Origin of the sequence: Tateyamaria rhodophyticola (genome assembly GCF_047777875.1) — a bacterium.
Classification (GTDB): domain Bacteria; phylum Pseudomonadota; class Alphaproteobacteria; order Rhodobacterales; family Rhodobacteraceae; genus Tateyamaria.
On the sequence record NZ_CP180519.1, the window covers coordinates 186,155 to 202,627 of the forward strand.

A 16,473-nucleotide genomic window follows, 5' to 3' on the forward strand; every position below is an offset into this window, starting at 1 on the left:
TAAGGCTCAGAGCTTGCGGCCAATCCCGCGGCTCTCCAGCTGGTCCAGAGCAGTGGTGGCGTTTTCGTGATGCGGATGCAAGTCCAACACTTGCCGAAAGGCCTGTTCGGCCCGCACATCGTCACCGAACTCCTGCAACATGATCCCCAGCCCGAACATCGCATTGTAGTTTTGCGGATTGAGCGTCAGCGCCTTTTGCAGATCATCGAGCGCGGGGCCGTAGAGGTCCTTCATGTAATATGCGGTGGCGCGCGCATGCCAGCCTTCGGCGAATTCCGGCGCATGATCCGTGACGGCCGTGAGGTGATCAATCGCGGTCTCCAGATCCTCGTCCTGCATCGCCTCACGCCCCCGGCGCAGCAGCATGTCGATGGTCGTGGAGCCCGAAAGTTCCCATATCCGCTCGATTTCCCGCGTCAGGCGCGCCGCCTCCGCAGGTTCCGCGGATTGCAACTGCGCCAGCATCTCATCCACGGAGGATTGTGCCGACGCGGGTAAGGAATTCCCCACCGTCAGTAAAACTGCCGTGACGACAGGGTAGAGTTTGCGAAGTCTGATGCCCATAAAGGATAACGTAACAGGCCGTCACGTAAATTCCACACGGGATCGGCCCCCAATGCGAAAAAAGGCATCAAAGATGAGTGACACAGTGAATGAGGCCGTGGCCGTTCTGAACGAAAAGCTGTCCGGCGCGAATTTCTCCGGCACCGCCAAGTTCGATATCGAAGGCGAAGGCGCGATCATGATGGACGCAGATGGCGCGCGCGCCGGCGATGAGCCTGCGGATGTCACGCTGAGCGCGGATGCCGATACATTCAAGTCGATCCTTGACGGCGACACCAACCCCACCTCTGCCTTCATGACGGGCAAGCTGAAGGTGGATGGCGATATGGGCATGGCGATGAGCCTTGCGTCTGTCCTTGCTTGATCTCATGACCCTCCAGGACGCCCCCCTCTATACCGACATCTGTGCGGGTCCCGCCGGGGGGGCGGCCTATTGGTTGCGTGCATCGGACGGTGTGCGCATCCGCATCGGCGTCTGGACGCCGGAGCGTGAGGCCAAGGGCACGGTGCTGCTGTTTTGCGGGCGGACCGAATATGTCGAGAAATACGGGGTCGCGGCGACCGAGCTGACGCAACGTGGCTATGCGATCGTGGTAGTCGACTGGCGGGGTCAGGGGCTGGCCGACCGGCTGCTCCAGAACACAAGTATCGGTCATGTCGACGATTTTGACGACTTCCAGAAGGACGTGGCCGCCGTCCTGATGGCGACGCGGACGCTGGCGCTGCCGGAACCGCTTTACCTGTTGGGCCACTCGATGGGCGGCAGCATCGGCTTGCGCGCCTTGTACGAAGGGCTGCCCGTGGTCGCCGCCGCCTTTACCGGGCCGATGTGGGGCATTGCGATGGCGCCCTATCTGCGCCCCGTCGCGTGGAGCCTTGGCCGCGCAATGCCGGCCGCGGGCCTTGGCAACGTGCTGGCCCCCGGCACGAACATCACCCATTACGTGCTGGCCTCCCCGTTTGAGGACAACACCCTGACCCGTGATCCCGAGATGTGGGAGATGATGAAATCCCAGTTGCAGGCGCATCCCGAACTGGCCCTTGGCGGTCCCAGCGTCACATGGCTGCGCCATGCGCTCGACGACACTTATGCGCTGTCACAGCGTCCGTCGCCGGATGTGCCTTGCGTGACCTTTGTCGGCGACAATGAACGGATTGTGGACGTCCCGCGCATCCACGACCGCATGGCACGCTGGCCGGGCGGCACGCTGCATGTGATCGAAGAGGCCGAACATGAGGTGATCATGGAAGACGCCGCATCGCGCACATGGCTCTTTGACACGATGACGGAGGTCTTTGCCAAGGCTGGCTAAGACCTCGCGCCATGCTAGGTTGCGGTTTATGAGCGCGCTGACCTTTACCCCTTCCGGCATATACTGTGCGGCGGGCGATTTTTACATCGACCCCTGGCGCCTCGTCCCGCGTGCGTTGATCACCCACGGGCACGCCGATCACGCGCGGTCCGGCATGGGCAGCTATCTGGCCACGGACCTTGCCGCGCCGGTGATGCGTCACAGGCTGGGGGACATACCGCTCGACACAATCGGCTATGGCGAGACGCGCCAGATCGGCGGCGCAACCGTGTCATTCCACCCCGCAGGCCACGTGCCCGGATCGGCGCAAATCCGGGTGGAGGTCGCGGGCGAGGTTTGGGTGGCCTCTGGCGATTACAAGGTGGTCGATGATGGCCTGTCGACCCCGTTCGAGCCGGTGAAATGCCATCATTTCATCACGGAAAGCACCTTTGGCCTGCCCGTCTTCCGCTGGCGCCCGCAGGCGACGATCGCGGCAGAGATTTCGGACTGGTGGGCCGCCTGCGCCGCCGCGGGCAAGACCGCCTTTCTGGGGTGTTACGCGTTGGGCAAGGCACAGCGGCTGCTGACCCTTCTGGATCCAGGTCAGGGGCCCATCCTCACCCACACGGCAATCGAAAACACCAACGCGGTCCTGCGCGCGCAAGGCGTGACCTTGCCGGATACCGTGTTGGCCGGGCCCGACCTGTCGCCCAAGGATCACCCCGGCGCCATCGTTCTGTGCCCGCCCTCGGCCATGGGGTCCGCATGGTCCCGGAAATTCGGGCCGCAGGAAACCGGGTTCGCCTCCGGGTGGATGGCGCTGCGCGGCATACGGAGGCGCCGTGCCAGTGACCGTGGGTTTGTGATTTCCGACCACGCCGACTGGCCCGGCCTCTTGGATGCCATTCGTGCCACAGAGGCGGAAAACATATATGTCACGCATGGTTATACGGATATCTTTGCGCGCTACCTCAATGAAAACGGATGGTCGGCCCAAGTCATCCCGACCGAATTCGGCACCGACGAAGAAGAGGCCGCATGAAGCGTTTTGCCACCCTTTTCGCGGCCATCGACCAATCCACCAAAACCACCGTCAAGGTCGCAGCCCTCGCATCCTATTTCCGGGACGCACCGGACACGGACCGCGTCTGGACCATCGCGCTCTTTTCGGGCCGCCGGCCGAAACGCGCCGTCACAACGACCCGGTTGCGCGAATGGGCTGCAGAGGTCGCTTCCATCCCCCTTTGGCTATTTGAAGAAGCCTATCCGATTGTCGGCGATCTGGCCGAGACAATCGCGCTTGTCCTGCCTGCGGCAGCCTCGGAAAGCGATCACGATTTAACACATTGGATCAACGCATTGCGCGCGCTTTCGGATGCAACCGATGAAGACAAAAAGGCGTTTGTCCTCGAGGCGTGGGATCAGCTCCCGCCAACGCAACGGTTTTTGTTCAACAAGCTGCTCACGGGTGGCTTTCGCATCGGCATCTCGCAAAAACTGATGACCCGCGCGCTGGCGCAAGCCACGGGCAAGGACGAGGCCGAGCTGGCCCACAGGTTGATGGGCGACTGGGACCCCGCAACCATCACCTGGGACGCCCTGATCGAAGCGGACGATCCCGCCGCCAGCGCCTCGCGCCCCTATCCGTTCTACCTTGCCTATGCGCTCGAGGACGCGCCCGAAAGCCTTGGTGATCCCAGCGATTGGCAGGCGGAATGGAAATGGGACGGCATCCGGGGTCAGCTGATCTTGCGGGACGGCGCGCACTACGTCTGGTCGCGCGGCGAAGAGCTGATGACCGACCGGTTTCCCGAATTCGCCCGCGCCCGCGATTTCATTCCTGACGGCACGGTGCTCGATGGCGAAATCCTCGCCTGGGGTGACACCCAACCGCAAAGCTTCAATGCCCTGCAACCGCGCATCGGGCGCAAGACCGTCCCGAAAAAGCTGCTGCAGGACGCGCCCGTGATTCTCTACGCCTACGATCTGCTCGAATGGGGCGGCACCGATTTGCGCCAGACGCCACTGGTGGAACGGCGCGCCATGCTGGAACGGGTCTGCGCCGATCTGCCCAGTGATGCACCGGTCAAACTGGCCCCGCTTGTCCCCTTCGATAGCTGGACGGCCCTTGCCGACACCCGCAGCACCGCCCGCGATGCGCAGGCCGAAGGCCTCATGATCAAGCGCCGCGCCAGCCCCTATCTCACCGGTCGCAAGAAGGGCGATTGGTGGAAATGGAAGCTGGATCCGCTCACAATCGATGCGGTGATGATCTATGCCCAATCGGGCCATGGGCGGCGCGCCAACCTGTTCACCGATTTCACCTTTGCGGTCTGGAAAGGCAACGACCTCGTGCCCTTCGCCAAGGCCTATTCCGGGCTCACCGATGCGGAATTCCGCCAGATCACGGCTTGGGTCAAGAAAAACACGTTGCAAAGGTTCGGCCCGGTGCGCAGCGTGACGCCGGAACACGTGTTCGAAATCGCCTTCGAAGGGATCCAGGCCTCGCCTCGCCACAAATCCGGCGTGGCCCTGAGGTTCCCGAGGATGAGCCGGTGGCGGCACGACAAGGCGGCACAGGACGCCAACACGCTGGAGGATTTGAACGACATGTTGCGCACCTATGGATAACGCCGCACCTCCCCTCCCGCCGACACGGCCCCGCATGCCCCTGCCCGGCGGCGCGTGGGACGCACATGTGCACCTGCTGGGCGGGCCAGAGCATCCCCTGTCTCCCTCCCGCGTCGAAAACCCACCCGAGGGCATCGATTTCGACGGCTGGATCGATCTTTACCGCGCACATCTGGAGGCCCTCGGCTGCACGCGCGGCCTGATCGTGCACTCGATCCTATATGGCACTGACAACAGCGTGACACTGGCAGCTGTCCGCGCCATGGGTCCGGCGTTCAAGGGCGTGGGTCTGCTGCCCGACACGGCCTCGACCGACGACATCCGTCACTTTGCCGACAGCAACATCATCGCCGTCCGGCTGAACTACGTGCATGGCGGCGTGCTCAGCTGGGACGGCGCCAGGGCGATGGCCCCCGCCCTCGCCGATCATGGCCTGCACATCCAGATGCTGCTGCACGCGGACCAGCATATCGCCGAACTGGCCGACGACATACGCGCGCTGCCGGTGCCGCTGGTGATCGACCATTGCGGCTGGCCGCAGACGCTCAATCCCAACCACCCCGCCATCGACACGCTCTGCGCCCTGCTGGCCGACGGGCATGTGCACGTCAAACTCTCCGCCCCCTACCGGCTCACCCGCCAGATCGAAGAGACACAGCCCCTCATGCGCAAGCTGATCAACGCCAACCCCGATCACATCCTCTGGGGGTCCGACTGGCCGCACATCATGCTGGGCGATGCGCACATGCCGCGCGCCGCTGACCTCGCCGATATCGTCAGCCAAATCACCACCGACGCCGAGCGCCACAAGATCTTCGTCACCAACCCGGACGCGCTCTTTTCTTCTTCTGGCTGAAAATACCACGGGGTCCGGGGCAGAGCCCCGGCCGGTCGCCGCATGTCACATGCGGCGAAACCCTTGCCGCCACCCGCCGCGCCCCATACCTATGCCCCAACAGCAATCACGAGGTCCCCGATGTTCCAGCTTCCCTTCCCCGTCCGCGACGCAAACGCCACCGCCGGGGATCAGCCCTTGGGCGATCTGCCCGAATGGAACCTCGACGACCTCTATACTGGCGAAGACGCCCCCGAACTCAAACGTGACCTCGACTGGCTCGAAGAGGCCTGCCAGAGCTTTGCAACCGATTACGAGGGCAAGCTCGACACGCTGGACGCCGCGGGGCTCCTGACCTGCATCCAGCGGCAGGAGCGGATCAACCAGATTGCCGGGCGGATCATGTCCTATGCCGGTCTGCGCTACTATCAGGTAACAACGGACGCGGACCGGGCCAAATTCATGTCCGACGCGCAGGAAAAGATCACCAATTACACCACGCCGTTGGTCTTTTTCACGCTGGAACTGAACCGGCTGGAGGACGCGCATCTCGACGGCTTGCTGGACCAGAACGCAGACCTTGCCCGCTACAAGCCGATCTTTGACAAGATCCGCGCCATGAAACCCTACCAGCTGTCCGACGAGATGGAGAAGTTTCTGCATGATCTCGGTGTGGTGGGCGATGCGTGGGAACGGCTTTTTGACGAAACCATCGCGGGCCTCAGCTTTGATGTGAACGGCGAGGAGCTGGGAATCGAGGCGACGCTGAACTTTCTCACCGATGCGGATCGGTCCAGGCGTGAGGCCGGCGCACATGCGCTTGCCGATGTATTCTCAAGCAATATCAAGACCTTCGCGCGCGTGCACAATACGCAGGCCAAGGAAAAAGAGATCATGGACCGCTGGCGCGGCATGCCCACGGCCCAGACCGGGCGGCACCTGAGCAATCAGGTCGAACCCGAAGTGGTCGAGGCGCTGCGCAACGCGGTTGTCGCCGCCTACCCCAAGCTCAGCCACCGCTATTACGACCTCAAACGCCGCTGGCTCGGCCTTGACGTGATGCAGGTGTGGGACCGCAACGCGCCCCTGCCGCTTGAGGATCCCCGCATCGTCAGCTGGGAGGACGCCGAACGCACGGTCATGGACGCCTACACGGCGTTCGATCCACGCATGGGCGACCTGGCCCAACCGTTTTTTCGCAAAGGCTGGATTGATGCAGGTGTGAAACCGGGCAAGGCGCCGGGCGCCTTTGCCCATCCCACCGTCACGGATGTGCACCCTTATGTGATGCTGAATTACCTGGGCAAACCGCGTGATGTGATGACGCTGGCCCACGAACTGGGCCACGGTGTGCATCAGGTGCTGGCCGCCGGTCAGGGTGAGATGCTGTCATCGACCCCGCTCACCCTCGCGGAAACCGCGTCCGTCTTTGGCGAAATGCTGACCTTCCGCAAGATGCTCGACACCGCCGCAACCCCGGCACAGCGCAAGGTTCTGCTGGCGGGCAAGGTCGAAGACATGATCAACACCGTCGTTCGCCAGATCGCGTTTTACGACTTTGAATGCAAACTGCACGAGGCGCGGCGCGGCGGCGAGCTGACACCCGAAGACATCAATGCGTTGTGGATGTCCGTGCAGGGTGAATCGCTGGGGCCCGCCTTTGAATTCATGGACGGGTACGAGACATTCTGGGCCTATATCCCGCATTTCGTGCATTCGCCGTTCTACGTCTACGCCTATGCGTTCGGGGATGGGCTGGTGAATGCGCTTTACTCGGTCTACGCCGAGGGCGCGCCGGGGTTCGAGGACAAGTATTTCGACATGCTGCGCGCGGGCGGGTCAAAGCACCACAAGGAACTGCTTGCCCCCTTCGGTCTCGATGCGAGCGATCCCAAATTTTGGGACAAGGGCCTGAGCATGATTTCGGGCTTTATCGACGATCTCGAAGCCATGGAAGACTGAGCGTTCGGGCGGGGATCACTGCCCCGCCACACCGTCCGGCATGTCCATGACACCGAAAATGCGGTCAATCTCGCCTTCGGCCGCTAGGGTACGTAATGCGGCGTTGAACTGATCAAGATACCGGTCCGCGCCGCTGGTGCGGGACAGCCCGAACCGCGCAACCTGCGTCGTGATTGGCCGCGAGACATAACCGATCTGGTCCGACAGCGCGTTTGTCTCCGCGTGATGCAGGCCCACCTGCAGATCGGTGGCAACCAGGTCCACGCGGTCGTGCAGCAGCATGTAGAACAACCCTTCCACCGCCCCTGTCCGCTCGATCGGGCGCACCGCGGTAAACGCGTCCTGCATGGCCGTGTCGATATGGCCGCCTTCGAGCATCCCAAGCTGCATGTCCGCCAGTTCGTTCAGGTCACCCGACCAATCGATACCATCGGGATAGGCATCGCGGTGATACCAAAACACCGATGTTTCGTCATATGTACCATCCGTGAACGCCAGATAGCTGTCCCGCTCGGCGTTCTGAAACAGCGGCAAAATACCGTCCACTTCTCCCGACCGTGCCTGCACCTGACAGCGCTGCCACGGCAGCAGAACGACCTCTGCCGTGACCCCGTCAATCCGCGCCACCACCTCTTGCAGCAGCGTAACCTTGAGGCCTTGAACCGACGCGTCTTCGGCAATGTCCGTGTATGGCGGATAAGGATCGTAACAAAACCGCAGATGCGTGTCCGTGGCCGCGCCCGCAGTGCCGCCCCAGAACAGCGCCCCCATCGCGGCCGTGAGAAGAATAACGCCTTGGCTTTGCACGGTGTTCAAGACCTCTCGTGTGTGATTTCACGTCACGGGATGTTCAATCATGTACGGCCTAATGTGGCGTTAAATCGCGTCACGTCCAATCACGAAGTGGTTTCCCGCGCATTAAGCCTCTCGTCCAGCGGCCATCGCTGCGTCCATCATCGCCTGTGTTCCGCGCGAAAATTCCAGCGGGCAGGCATAGGGGCTGCCCTCCCGCACGGATTGGCAAAACGCCTCGACCTGCAGCACATAGTGATCCGCAGCCGGAAAGCGGATTGTCTCGACCGTCAAATCCGCTTTGTGCCATTCGATCCGCGCCTCACCAAACACGCGCGCGTTGAATGGCGCGGTCAGCCGGATCACCCCGGTTTCGCCGTGAAAGCACATCTCCTGATAGGGGTGCATGCGGATCGAGACATAAGCGGAATAGGTCGCCTCACCCAAACGCGCCTGCACATCGGCAAAGGTATCAAACCCGTCCTGCCACGTGATGCGTGCAGTCACATCGCTGGCCTCCTGCCCCAGGACAAAGCGCGCCGCACCAAAGACATAGACGCCAATGTCGCGCAGACCGCCACCACCGGTTTCCGCCTTGTTGCGGATATTGTCGGTGTCCGAACGGTTATCAAAGGCGAACGCGCCGGTGACATGGCGCACCTTGCCAATCGCGCCGTCCGCGATCATGTCGCGCACGCGCTGCCATTGGGGATGGTGCACGATCATATAGGCCTCGGCGGCCAGCGTGCCAGCCGCATCCCGTGCGGCAATCAGGGCGTCGAACTGGGACGCCTCAAGCGTCATCGGCTTTTCGCACAACACGTGCTTGCCCGCCGCGAGCGCCCGCAATGTCCAATCCACATGCATGTGGTTGGGCAGCGGAATATAGACGGCATCAATACAGGGATCGGCCAGCAAGGCGTCATACTCCTGATGCACGCGCAGGCCTGGGCAAAACGCCTGAAACGGTGTGGCCTTCGCCGGATCGCGCGTGGCCAGCGCCACAAGCTCCGCCCCGCGCGCGGCATGGATCGCCGGCCCCATGAACGCGCGCGCGAACTTGGCCGCGCCCAAAATACCCCATTTCACCGGTTCCATGCCTGCGCTCCCTTGCATCCGTGCCGCAGGGTCAGGGTGGCGCGATCCGCGCGTGGTTGTCTAGGGTGATCGCAGGGAGGACCCGGAATGCGCTTGATCAAACGATTGCTGTTGGTGCTGGTCATACTTGTTGTGGCGGCGGTAGGTGCGTTTCTGGCGATTGCACCGGGATATGTCGAACGGTCCCGCAACGCGATTGCCCCCGGCGGGCCCTATCCGGTGTCGGACGCGGCTCAGGCGCTGCACGACACGTTGATCGTGGGCGACTGGCACGCCGACAGCCTGCTTTGGCAGCGTGACATCGGCAAGCGGGGCAACCGCGGGCATGTCGACGTCCCGCGCCTGATTGAGGGGGGTGTCGCGTTGCAAGTTTTTGCCGCCGTGACCAAATCGCCTGCGGGGCAAAACTATACCAGCAACAGCGCGGACACGTTCGACAACATCACGCCCCTGGCCATTGGTCAGCTGTGGCCCCCGCGCACGTGGACATCCCTGACCGAGCGCGCGATTTATCAGGCTGAGCGCCTGCACAAGGTGGCCGCGCGCATGCCCGACCGGCTCACCGTCATCACCACACGGGCCGAACTTGACGCCCATCTCGAAGCCCGTGCGGCAGGGGCGCAGACCGTGGGCGGCCTGCTGGGGATCGAAGGCGCGCATGCCCTCGAAGGAAACCTTGGCAATCTCGACCGGCTGGAAGCGGCGGGGCACCGGATCATCGGGCTGCACCATTTCTTTGACAACGCCCTGGGCGGCTCGCTCCACGGGGTTGGCAATCAGGGGCTGACCGCCTTTGGCCGCGACGTTGTGCGGGCGGTCGAAGGGCGCGGCATGGTGCTCGACCTGGCGCATTCCAGCCCTGCCGTCGCCTGGGACGTAATCGCCATGACGGACATGCCTGTCGTTGTGACACATACCGGCCTGCACGGATTTTGCCCGGTCCAGCGCAATTTCGAGGACGAGATCATGCAGGCGGTGGCGACCTCGGGCGGTGTGATCGGGCTGGGATATTGGGGCGACGTGTTGTGCCGGGATGCCAACCCGCAAGCCATTGCCGAGATGATCGTGCAGGCCATCGCCACGGTCGGCGCGGATCACGTGTCATTGGGGTCTGATTTCGACGGCTCGGTGCGCACACCGTTTGACACGTCCGGTTTGCCGACGCTGACCCATGCGCTGCGCGAGGCGGGCCTTGATGACACGACCATCGCCAAGGTGATGGGCGGCAACATGGTCCGGGTTCTGCGCCAACGGCTCAGGTAGCGCCCGCCATCCGTGCCGTGATCCGGTCGAACCAATCGTCCCGCCCCATGTTGATGCAGCGCGTTTGCAGGAACCAGTAAAGAAACGCCGCATAGGGCGGCGTGTCGGCAAGGGCTGCGTCCAGCGCGGCGGGCACATCGCCCGGCTGCTCGACGACATGCGCGATGTGGTGGAAATCCGTCTTGCCAAAGAGCAGCGCGGGTTTTGCATGGACAAACCCCTCGATCGACACGCTTGAGCTGATTGAACAGGTTACATCCGCCGCCGCCAGCATATCGTGCACATGCGCATCCACGATCTTGACGCGCGTATGCGCCTTGGCCAGACGCCGGGCATGGCGGAGCGTCACAGCGTCGACATTGCGCGGGTGCGGTTTGATCAGGATGGTCCGGTCCGGCACGCCTTCGACGATCGCCTCGAGCATCTGGGTCTCGGACATGAACTGTGCCCGCCGCACCGGGATGGAGGATCCTTGCAGGAACACCGCGACCGCGCCCGAAGGCATGCGTGGCGATGTACCGGGCTGCGCATATTTGGTGAGGCGTCGCCCGATCAGACGCCGCGACAGCCGATCAAAGAACGCCTGCGCCTCTTCCATGTCAATCGCCGCGGGGTCAAACACCTCCGCCCCGATGGCGCTTTCACCAAAAATGCCGCTCCGATCCACGTACCAGAACGGCTGGATATACGCGATCCCGGTGTTGAGCGCGTTGGCCTGCCGCACAAGGCCCTGATGCACAAAGTGAAATGCGTCCGGGCCAAAGTCCGGCCCCGCCACGATCGACATGCGGCGCACGAATTCGACGTCGTCCCCGCGCGCAATCAGCGCTGCGTGCAGACGCTTGTAAAACCCGGTGCCGCCCGGTGGGGTGTACAGCAGCAGATCCTTGGGCAAATGGATATGGATACGAGCCATGGCCCATCACTGTCACGACCCTGTGGCGGGATGTAAAGAGGCCCCCGCACGCATATGCGGAGGCCTCCAGTGTTGATACCTGATGCGGCGCGTTACGCTGGCGCAAGCAGGCCTTTGGCCTTGGCGATGTCGCGCATCTTCTTCTGCAATTTCTCAAACGCGCGCACTTCGATCTGGCGGATGCGCTCGCGGCTGACGCCGTAAGCGCCCGACAGATCCTCAAGCGTCACCGGCTGATCCGACAGGCGGCGTTGCGTGAGGATGTCCTTTTCGCGCTCGTTCAGCACGTCCAGCGCCTCGGCCAGCATCTCGCGGCGCACTTCCAGCTCGTCGCGCGCCTCATAGTCGCCCGCCTGGTCCGCGCTCTCATCTTCGAGCCAGTCCTGCCATTGCATCGTGCCTTCGCCTTCGGACCCGACGGTCGCGTTCAGCGATGCATCGCCCCCTGACAGGCGGCGGTTCATGGAAATCACTTCGTCTTCCGTCACGCCCAGATCGGTCGCGATCTGCTTGACGTTTTCAGGGCGCATATCGCCCTCTTCCAGCGCACCAATCTTGGCCTTGGCCTTGCGCAGGTTGAAAAACAGCTTCTTCTGTGCCGATGTCGTGCCCAGTTTCACAAGGCTCCACGACCGCAGGATGTATTCCTGGATCGACGCACGGATCCACCACATGGCATAGGTCGCGAGGCGAAAGCCCTTTTCCGGGTCAAACCGTTTGACCGCCTGCATGAGGCCCACATTCGCTTCCGAGATGACCTCGGCCTGCGGCAGGCCATAACCGCGATAGCCCATCGCGATCTTCGCCGCGAGGCGCAGGTGCGACGTCACCATCTTGTGCGCGGCCCCTGTGTCTTCTTTCTCGACCCAGGCTTTGGCCAGCATGTATTCCTCTTCCGGCTCCAGCAGCGGGAACTTGCGGATTTCCTGCATATAGCGGTTCAAACCACCTTCGGGGGTGGGGGCTGGCAGATTTGCGTAATTGGCCATGATATCCCTCCTGGACTGCCCGATGTTTACGGGCTTAACATACATATGGTTACGGCATCACCTCATCACAAGAGGCGATCACCTGTTAACAACACATTACCAAACCGTTTGGTTCACCGGCAGGGGTGGGTCTGTGCCCTCACGCGCATGTGCTGTTTTGTTTCGAAAACGGGAAGAATCCGTTGGGAACCGGTCGGTTTCCAACGGAATCCCCCTCAAATGTTACAGGTTTTGGCGTCTACGCCCGTGCCAACACCTGCAACAGCGCCTCGAAATCCGCAGACAGGGGGGCATCAAATCGCAACGCCGCACCGCTCAGCGGATGCACGAATCCCAACGTCGCGGCATGGAGCGCCTGCCGACCAAATCCGGCAACTGCGGCCTGCGCTGCCTCGGACAGCGCCCCGCGGGGCAATTTGCGTCGGCCCCCATAGACCGGGTCGCCCACCAACCCGTGGCCTGCATGGGCCATATGCACCCGGATCTGATGGGTGCGGCCGGTTTCCAACCGGCATTCAACCTCTGCCAGCACCGGCGGCGTGCCATAGCTGTGCAACAGCCGCGCCCGCGTCACCGCATGCCGCCCGCCCTCGAACAGGACCGCCTGCCGCTGCCGGTCGGTCTTGTGCCGCGCCAGCTGCGTGGTGATCTTGAGGACATTGCCCGTCTCGAACGACGCCCCCCGCACCCCGCGCAGCCGCGGATCACCCGCATCCGGCACCCCGTAGACCAGCGCGCGATAGGCGCGTTCGGCAGTGTGTGCTGCAAATTGCGCGGCAAGCCCCTGATGTGCTGCATCCGACTTGGCCACGACCAAAAGCCCGCTTGTGTCCTTGTCGATGCGGTGCACGATGCCCGGACGCTTCATCCCCCCCACGCCGGACAGCGCGTCGCCACAATGATGCATCAACGCGTTGACCAATGTGCCCGACGGGGTGCCGGGTGCCGGGTGCACGACAAGGCCCGCGGGCTTGTCCACAACGATCAGGTCGTCGTCCTCGTACACAACCGAAAGGGGGATGTCCTCCGGCTCGATATGGCTGTCTTGCGCCTGCGCTACGGTCACGTCGATCCGCGCACCCTCGGCCACACGCGCCTTGGCATTGGTGACCACCACGCCGTCCACCTGCACCGATCCATCCGACAAAAGCCGCGCCAACCGGGTCCGCGACAGCGCGGCCGCCTCTGGCACGTCGCGCGCAATCGCCTTATCAAGGCGCGCAGGCGGTGCAGCGCCAATGACAAAGGATACAAGGTTGGACGACATCGAAACCCCTCCGGAACCGGCGAACCTGCGGTTCCTGCGCCGACTTGTGACGGTGCTGACCGCCATCATGATTTGCGGCGTTGTAACGGTGGTGGGCCTGCTTGTCATCCGGCTGAATGCCGACCCTGCCCCCCTGCTCCTGCCGGAACGCATCACCCTGCCCGACGGCACCACGGCCAGCAGCTTTACGGTCGGTTCCGACTGGTACGGCGTGGTCACGGAGGATGATCGCATCCTGATCTTTGACCAAGTCACCGGCACGCTCCGACAGACGATCACACTCGACTAGAGCGAAATACACGTAACCGACCACACGAGGTTTCACGCAACCCGTTGAAATACTTGATTTCAGGCAGGGTTGGGTGATTCAGGTTTGTGTATTTCTGGTTTGGGCCCATGCGCCGCGCAAACGGTGCCAGAATAAAGAATGGTGTGCGCCGACAGGCGCTCAATTTGGCAACAGCCGGCAGCGCCAGAGTGTCACGGATGCAAAGAAGCGCACGGTCACGCCACTGTCACTACGTCCGGAGGGTTGCTGTGGTACCACCTCCCCGGCTCGAACGGGGGACCTCCTGATCCACAATCAGGCGCTCTAACCTACTGAGCTAAGGCGGCACTGGGTGGTGAAATACGCGGCCCTCGCGCCGATTGCAAGAGGGTCAAAAGCGGTAAACCCACGTCTGTTCCACCAAATCCTGACCAAAGGAATGCACCGGCGTGGATGATGTCAACGTCCATCCGAACCGCGCATAGAGCGCGCAGGCCGCACTGTGGCTCTCATGGGTCCAAAGTTGCATACCCGCATACCCGGCGTCTTTGGCAAAGCCCATGCAGTGGCGCAACAACCGCGCCCCGAGGCCCAGCCCCCGCGCCTCCGGCACCAACAGGAACAGCCGCAGCTTGGCTGTCGCCGCATCATGGCGCACGCAAAAGATCGACCCCAGCGGAACGCCGTGCCGCTCCGCGAGCCAGCCCGCTTCACAGGTGTCATCATGGCCGGCAACAAACCCATCAAGAATGTCGCGCACCAGCGGGCCAAAGCTGTCGTCGAACCCGTCATTGCGGGCGTAGAGATCGGCATGCCGATCCACCAGCCAATCGGTGTCGGCCGCAACAAAGGGGCGCAAGATCACATCATCCATGCCCGTAACCTGCCCGTCTCAACCTTGCCAAGCAATGCCACAAACGCTAGCACGCCCACGCGACCAAAAGGGGACAGCATCATGGGCATCAACAACGAACGCGACATCGAGGCGAACCTGCAAATCGGGCCAACCGACAAGGGCATGGTGCGCATCTACATCGAGGCGAACGGTGTGGAAATCCCGATGGATTTCGATCCTGATGAGGCCGATGAAATTGCCGACGAAATCAAGGCCGCGGCGCGCGCCGCCCGTGCCGTCGCCAGCTAGCGCAGGATCAGCGGCTGGCGCAGCCAGTCGCGCAGCGCTGACGTCGTTTCATCCGGTGCCTCAAGCGTCGGCAGGTGGCCCGCCGTCTCAATCACCTTCAACTCTGCGCCGTGGATCAGTTCGGCCATGAAAGTGTGCCGTTTGACCGGGCAAAGCGCATCATGCGCCCCGCACAGCACCAGCGTCGGCACCCGGCATTTGCGCAGCGTTCCCTGCTGATCCCGGCGGCGTTGCAGCGCGCGGGACTGGCGAATGAACACCTCGGGACCCAGCGTGTCGGCCATGTCCATCACCAGATCGAGGATCTCGTTACGGAACGGACCGGGTGCGAGATAATTCGGCTTCATCTCTTCGCGCATCACGTCATGCATCCGCCCGGCGCGCACCTTCACGATCTGCGGTTCGCGTGCCGCGGCAATCTGCGGTGTCTCGGCGAGCGGATTGGTGTCCATCAACGCCAGCCGCGTGATCCGGTCCGGCGCGCGGCGCAACAGCTCCATCGCGACGATCCCGCCCATGCTCAGCCCTGCCAGCGCAAATCGCCCCGGCAACTCGTCCAACAGGCCGCTTGCAATCTCTTCCACCCGCTCCCCCCGCGTGATCGGCGACACCATCACGGAAAATTCGGCTGAAAGCTCGGCGATCTGCGGACCAAACAGGCGCGCATCGCACATCATACCCGGCAGGAAAACGATCGGTTCAGCCATACCGCTCATCCAGCCAACGCAGTGTCTTCGCGCTCATTCTTCTGCCTGTAATTCGGATCCCCTGACCACAGAATGACCCCTTGGCCCTGCCGCTGCAAGAGGTGGAATGGCAATTGCGGCTTATGGGTACGCAATGCCGCGCAAGGGCGGAAAATCGGCATAGCGTGCGCGCCGCACCGCCAGCGGCTCACCCGGCTCATCGCCACGCCGCAACAAAAGGCCCCGTGGCGCGATATAGCTGCCGATCATCCGGTGCGGGTTGGGTCGCCAATCGAGGTTGAACGCGCAGAGTTTTGGAAAAAACCACATCGCGGAATAGGGCAGATGGTCATGTATCCACCACGCCAGATCGCGCCAGTCCCGCCCCTGTTCATATTGATCCGTGAACCACGGAATGGCGAGCGACGTGCCCGCAATGGCGGCCTCCCCCCGCCCCCAGTCCCAGATATGGCATTCAATCGGGTTGTCGTTCCGGGCACAGTTCAGCTTGTTTTCATTGCCAAACCGGTTGAGCTCCGGCGAGCGGTAGCCTGACCGGATGGCCAGCCGCCCAAACGTCTCCTCCAGCGGATCCAGCAACGCGGTGCACAGCATCCGCCCGTTTTCGATGGCAAGGTCGGGGTCTTGCGGCAGGTTCTGCACCTGATGGAAATTGCCGATTTCCGAGTACAGGAAATCGCGCATGTAAAAATGTTTCGACAGCCGCACGCGGCCCAGCGTCTCCAGGCTCCACATGCTGGCC

At 62.8% G+C, this 16,473-nt stretch carries 18 protein-coding genes and 1 tRNA gene; 9 read left to right on the forward strand and 10 right to left on the reverse strand.

The annotated features are described in order from the left end of the window. Positions 1-6 precede the first annotated feature (6 nt). Positions 7-564, reverse strand: coding sequence for a tetratricopeptide repeat protein (locus tag ACERHN_RS02240; protein ID WP_415921020.1), 558 nt, complete (start codon positions 562-564; stop codon positions 7-9). Positions 565-637: 73 nt separating this feature from the next. On the opposite strand from ACERHN_RS02240, the gene ACERHN_RS02245 reads away from it, so the two are divergent. The 6 genes from ACERHN_RS02245 (at position 638) to ACERHN_RS02270 (ending at position 7,287) form a co-directional block, all read left to right on the forward strand. Beyond that, positions 638-928 carry an SCP2 sterol-binding domain-containing protein gene (locus ACERHN_RS02245; RefSeq protein ID WP_415921021.1) on the forward strand — a complete coding sequence of 97 codons (291 nt, stop codon included), beginning with the start codon at positions 638-640 and terminating at the stop codon, positions 926-928. Positions 929-932: 4 nt separating this feature from the next. Continuing rightward, positions 933-1,877: an alpha/beta fold hydrolase gene (locus ACERHN_RS02250; protein WP_415921022.1), complete on the forward strand. Its 945-nt coding sequence runs from the start codon at positions 933-935 to the stop codon at positions 1,875-1,877. A gap of 28 nt (positions 1,878-1,905) precedes the next feature. Continuing rightward, positions 1,906-2,901 (forward strand): ligase-associated DNA damage response exonuclease, encoded by a 996-nt coding sequence (locus ACERHN_RS02255; RefSeq protein WP_415921023.1) that lies wholly within the window; start codon positions 1,906-1,908, stop codon positions 2,899-2,901. After that, the gene (locus tag ACERHN_RS02260) at positions 2,898-4,490 is read left to right on the forward strand and encodes an ATP-dependent DNA ligase (protein ID WP_415921024.1); all 1,593 of its coding nucleotides are present in this window, start codon (positions 2,898-2,900) and stop codon (positions 4,488-4,490) included. Before ACERHN_RS02255 ends, ACERHN_RS02260 begins: the two co-directional genes overlap by 4 nt. Before the next feature lie 34 nt (positions 4,491-4,524). After that, positions 4,525-5,346, forward strand: a complete 822-nt coding sequence (locus ACERHN_RS02265) for an amidohydrolase family protein (RefSeq protein WP_415921025.1) — start codon at positions 4,525-4,527, stop codon at positions 5,344-5,346. 120 nt (positions 5,347-5,466) lie between these two features. Then, the gene (locus tag ACERHN_RS02270) at positions 5,467-7,287 is read left to right on the forward strand and encodes a M3 family oligoendopeptidase (RefSeq protein ID WP_415921026.1); all 1,821 of its coding nucleotides are present in this window, start codon (positions 5,467-5,469) and stop codon (positions 7,285-7,287) included. Positions 7,288-7,302: 15 nt separating this feature from the next. Here the strand turns inward: ACERHN_RS02270 and ACERHN_RS02275 are convergent, their stop codons facing one another. Further along, positions 7,303-8,094, reverse strand: coding sequence for a substrate-binding periplasmic protein (locus ACERHN_RS02275; protein ID WP_415922787.1), 792 nt, complete (start codon positions 8,092-8,094; stop codon positions 7,303-7,305). Between the two features lie 111 nt (positions 8,095-8,205). Continuing rightward, positions 8,206-9,177 carry a Gfo/Idh/MocA family protein gene (locus ACERHN_RS02280; RefSeq protein ID WP_415921027.1) on the reverse strand — a complete coding sequence of 324 codons (972 nt, stop codon included), beginning with the start codon at positions 9,175-9,177 and terminating at the stop codon, positions 8,206-8,208. A gap of 87 nt (positions 9,178-9,264) precedes the next feature. On the opposite strand from ACERHN_RS02280, the gene ACERHN_RS02285 reads away from it, so the two are divergent. Beyond that, entirely contained in the window at positions 9,265-10,440 is a 1,176-nt protein-coding gene (locus ACERHN_RS02285; protein WP_415921028.1) for a dipeptidase, read from the forward strand. Here ACERHN_RS02285 and ACERHN_RS02290 read toward each other — a convergent pair. The 3 genes from ACERHN_RS02290 to ACERHN_RS02300 all read right to left on the reverse strand — a co-directional run bounded on the left by ACERHN_RS02290 (position 10,433) and on the right by ACERHN_RS02300 (position 13,612). After that, positions 10,433-11,356, reverse strand: a complete 924-nt coding sequence (locus ACERHN_RS02290; RefSeq protein ID WP_415921029.1) for a hypothetical protein — start codon at positions 11,354-11,356, stop codon at positions 10,433-10,435. The genes ACERHN_RS02285 and ACERHN_RS02290 overlap by 8 nt on opposite strands. Before the next feature lie 92 nt (positions 11,357-11,448). Then, positions 11,449-12,345, reverse strand: a complete 897-nt coding sequence (rpoH, locus tag ACERHN_RS02295; RefSeq protein WP_415921030.1) for an RNA polymerase sigma factor RpoH — start codon at positions 12,343-12,345, stop codon at positions 11,449-11,451. 238 nt (positions 12,346-12,583) lie between these two features. Further along, positions 12,584-13,612 carry an RluA family pseudouridine synthase gene (locus ACERHN_RS02300; RefSeq protein WP_415921031.1) on the reverse strand — a complete coding sequence of 343 codons (1,029 nt, stop codon included), beginning with the start codon at positions 13,610-13,612 and terminating at the stop codon, positions 12,584-12,586. Here ACERHN_RS02300 and ACERHN_RS02305 point away from each other — a divergent pair. Then, positions 13,611-13,901, forward strand: coding sequence for a DUF6476 family protein (locus tag ACERHN_RS02305; protein ID WP_415922788.1), 291 nt, complete (start codon positions 13,611-13,613; stop codon positions 13,899-13,901). The two genes, ACERHN_RS02300 and ACERHN_RS02305, sit on opposite strands and share 2 nt — an antisense overlap. A gap of 249 nt (positions 13,902-14,150) precedes the next feature. Here ACERHN_RS02305 and ACERHN_RS02310 read toward each other — a convergent pair. Then, a tRNA-His gene (locus ACERHN_RS02310) sits at positions 14,151-14,227 on the reverse strand. A 44-nt stretch (positions 14,228-14,271) separates the two neighbouring features. Further along, positions 14,272-14,754, reverse strand: coding sequence for a GNAT family N-acetyltransferase (locus ACERHN_RS02315; protein ID WP_415921032.1), 483 nt, complete (start codon positions 14,752-14,754; stop codon positions 14,272-14,274). Positions 14,755-14,835: 81 nt separating this feature from the next. Between ACERHN_RS02315 and ACERHN_RS02320 the strand changes: the two genes are divergently transcribed. Beyond that, complete coding sequence (locus tag ACERHN_RS02320; RefSeq protein ID WP_415921033.1) at positions 14,836-15,024, forward strand: DUF6324 family protein; 189 nt, start codon at positions 14,836-14,838, stop codon at positions 15,022-15,024. On the opposite strand, the gene ACERHN_RS02325 is transcribed toward ACERHN_RS02320, so the two are convergent. After that, complete coding sequence (locus ACERHN_RS02325; RefSeq protein ID WP_415921034.1) at positions 15,021-15,731, reverse strand: alpha/beta fold hydrolase; 711 nt, start codon at positions 15,729-15,731, stop codon at positions 15,021-15,023. The two genes, ACERHN_RS02320 and ACERHN_RS02325, sit on opposite strands and share 4 nt — an antisense overlap. A 120-nt stretch (positions 15,732-15,851) precedes the next feature. Continuing rightward, a complete protein-coding gene (locus ACERHN_RS02330) occupies positions 15,852-16,466 on the reverse strand; it encodes a hypothetical protein (RefSeq protein ID WP_415922789.1) in 615 nt (204 codons plus the stop codon). Positions 16,467-16,473: the final 7 nt, after the last annotated feature.

Coding starts and splice junctions, on each gene's coding strand:
- ACERHN_RS02240 (WP_415921020.1), bottom strand. CDS start 564: ATGGGCATCAGACTTCGCAAACTCTACCCTGTCGTCACGGCAGTTTTA.
- ACERHN_RS02245 (WP_415921021.1), top strand. CDS start 638: ATGAGTGACACAGTGAATGAGGCCGTGGCCGTTCTGAACGAAAAGCTG.
- ACERHN_RS02250 (WP_415921022.1), top strand. CDS start 933: ATGACCCTCCAGGACGCCCCCCTCTATACCGACATCTGTGCGGGTCCC.
- ACERHN_RS02255 (WP_415921023.1), top strand. CDS start 1,906: ATGAGCGCGCTGACCTTTACCCCTTCCGGCATATACTGTGCGGCGGGC.
- ACERHN_RS02260 (WP_415921024.1), top strand. CDS start 2,898: ATGAAGCGTTTTGCCACCCTTTTCGCGGCCATCGACCAATCCACCAAA.
- ACERHN_RS02265 (WP_415921025.1), top strand. CDS start 4,525: ATGCCCCTGCCCGGCGGCGCGTGGGACGCACATGTGCACCTGCTGGGC.
- ACERHN_RS02270 (WP_415921026.1), top strand. CDS start 5,467: ATGTTCCAGCTTCCCTTCCCCGTCCGCGACGCAAACGCCACCGCCGGG.
- ACERHN_RS02280 (WP_415921027.1), bottom strand. CDS start 9,177: ATGGAACCGGTGAAATGGGGTATTTTGGGCGCGGCCAAGTTCGCGCGC.
- ACERHN_RS02285 (WP_415921028.1), top strand. CDS start 9,265: ATGCGCTTGATCAAACGATTGCTGTTGGTGCTGGTCATACTTGTTGTG.
- ACERHN_RS02290 (WP_415921029.1), bottom strand. CDS start 11,356: ATGGCTCGTATCCATATCCATTTGCCCAAGGATCTGCTGCTGTACACC.
- rpoH (WP_415921030.1), bottom strand. CDS start 12,345: ATGGCCAATTACGCAAATCTGCCAGCCCCCACCCCCGAAGGTGGTTTG.
- ACERHN_RS02300 (WP_415921031.1), bottom strand. CDS start 13,612: ATGTCGTCCAACCTTGTATCCTTTGTCATTGGCGCTGCACCGCCTGCG.
- ACERHN_RS02315 (WP_415921032.1), bottom strand. CDS start 14,754: ATGGATGATGTGATCTTGCGCCCCTTTGTTGCGGCCGACACCGATTGG.
- ACERHN_RS02320 (WP_415921033.1), top strand. CDS start 14,836: ATGGGCATCAACAACGAACGCGACATCGAGGCGAACCTGCAAATCGGG.
- ACERHN_RS02325 (WP_415921034.1), bottom strand. CDS start 15,731: ATGGCTGAACCGATCGTTTTCCTGCCGGGTATGATGTGCGATGCGCGC.
- ACERHN_RS02330 (WP_415922789.1), bottom strand. CDS start 16,466: ATGTGGAGCCTGGAGACGCTGGGCCGCGTGCGGCTGTCGAAACATTTT.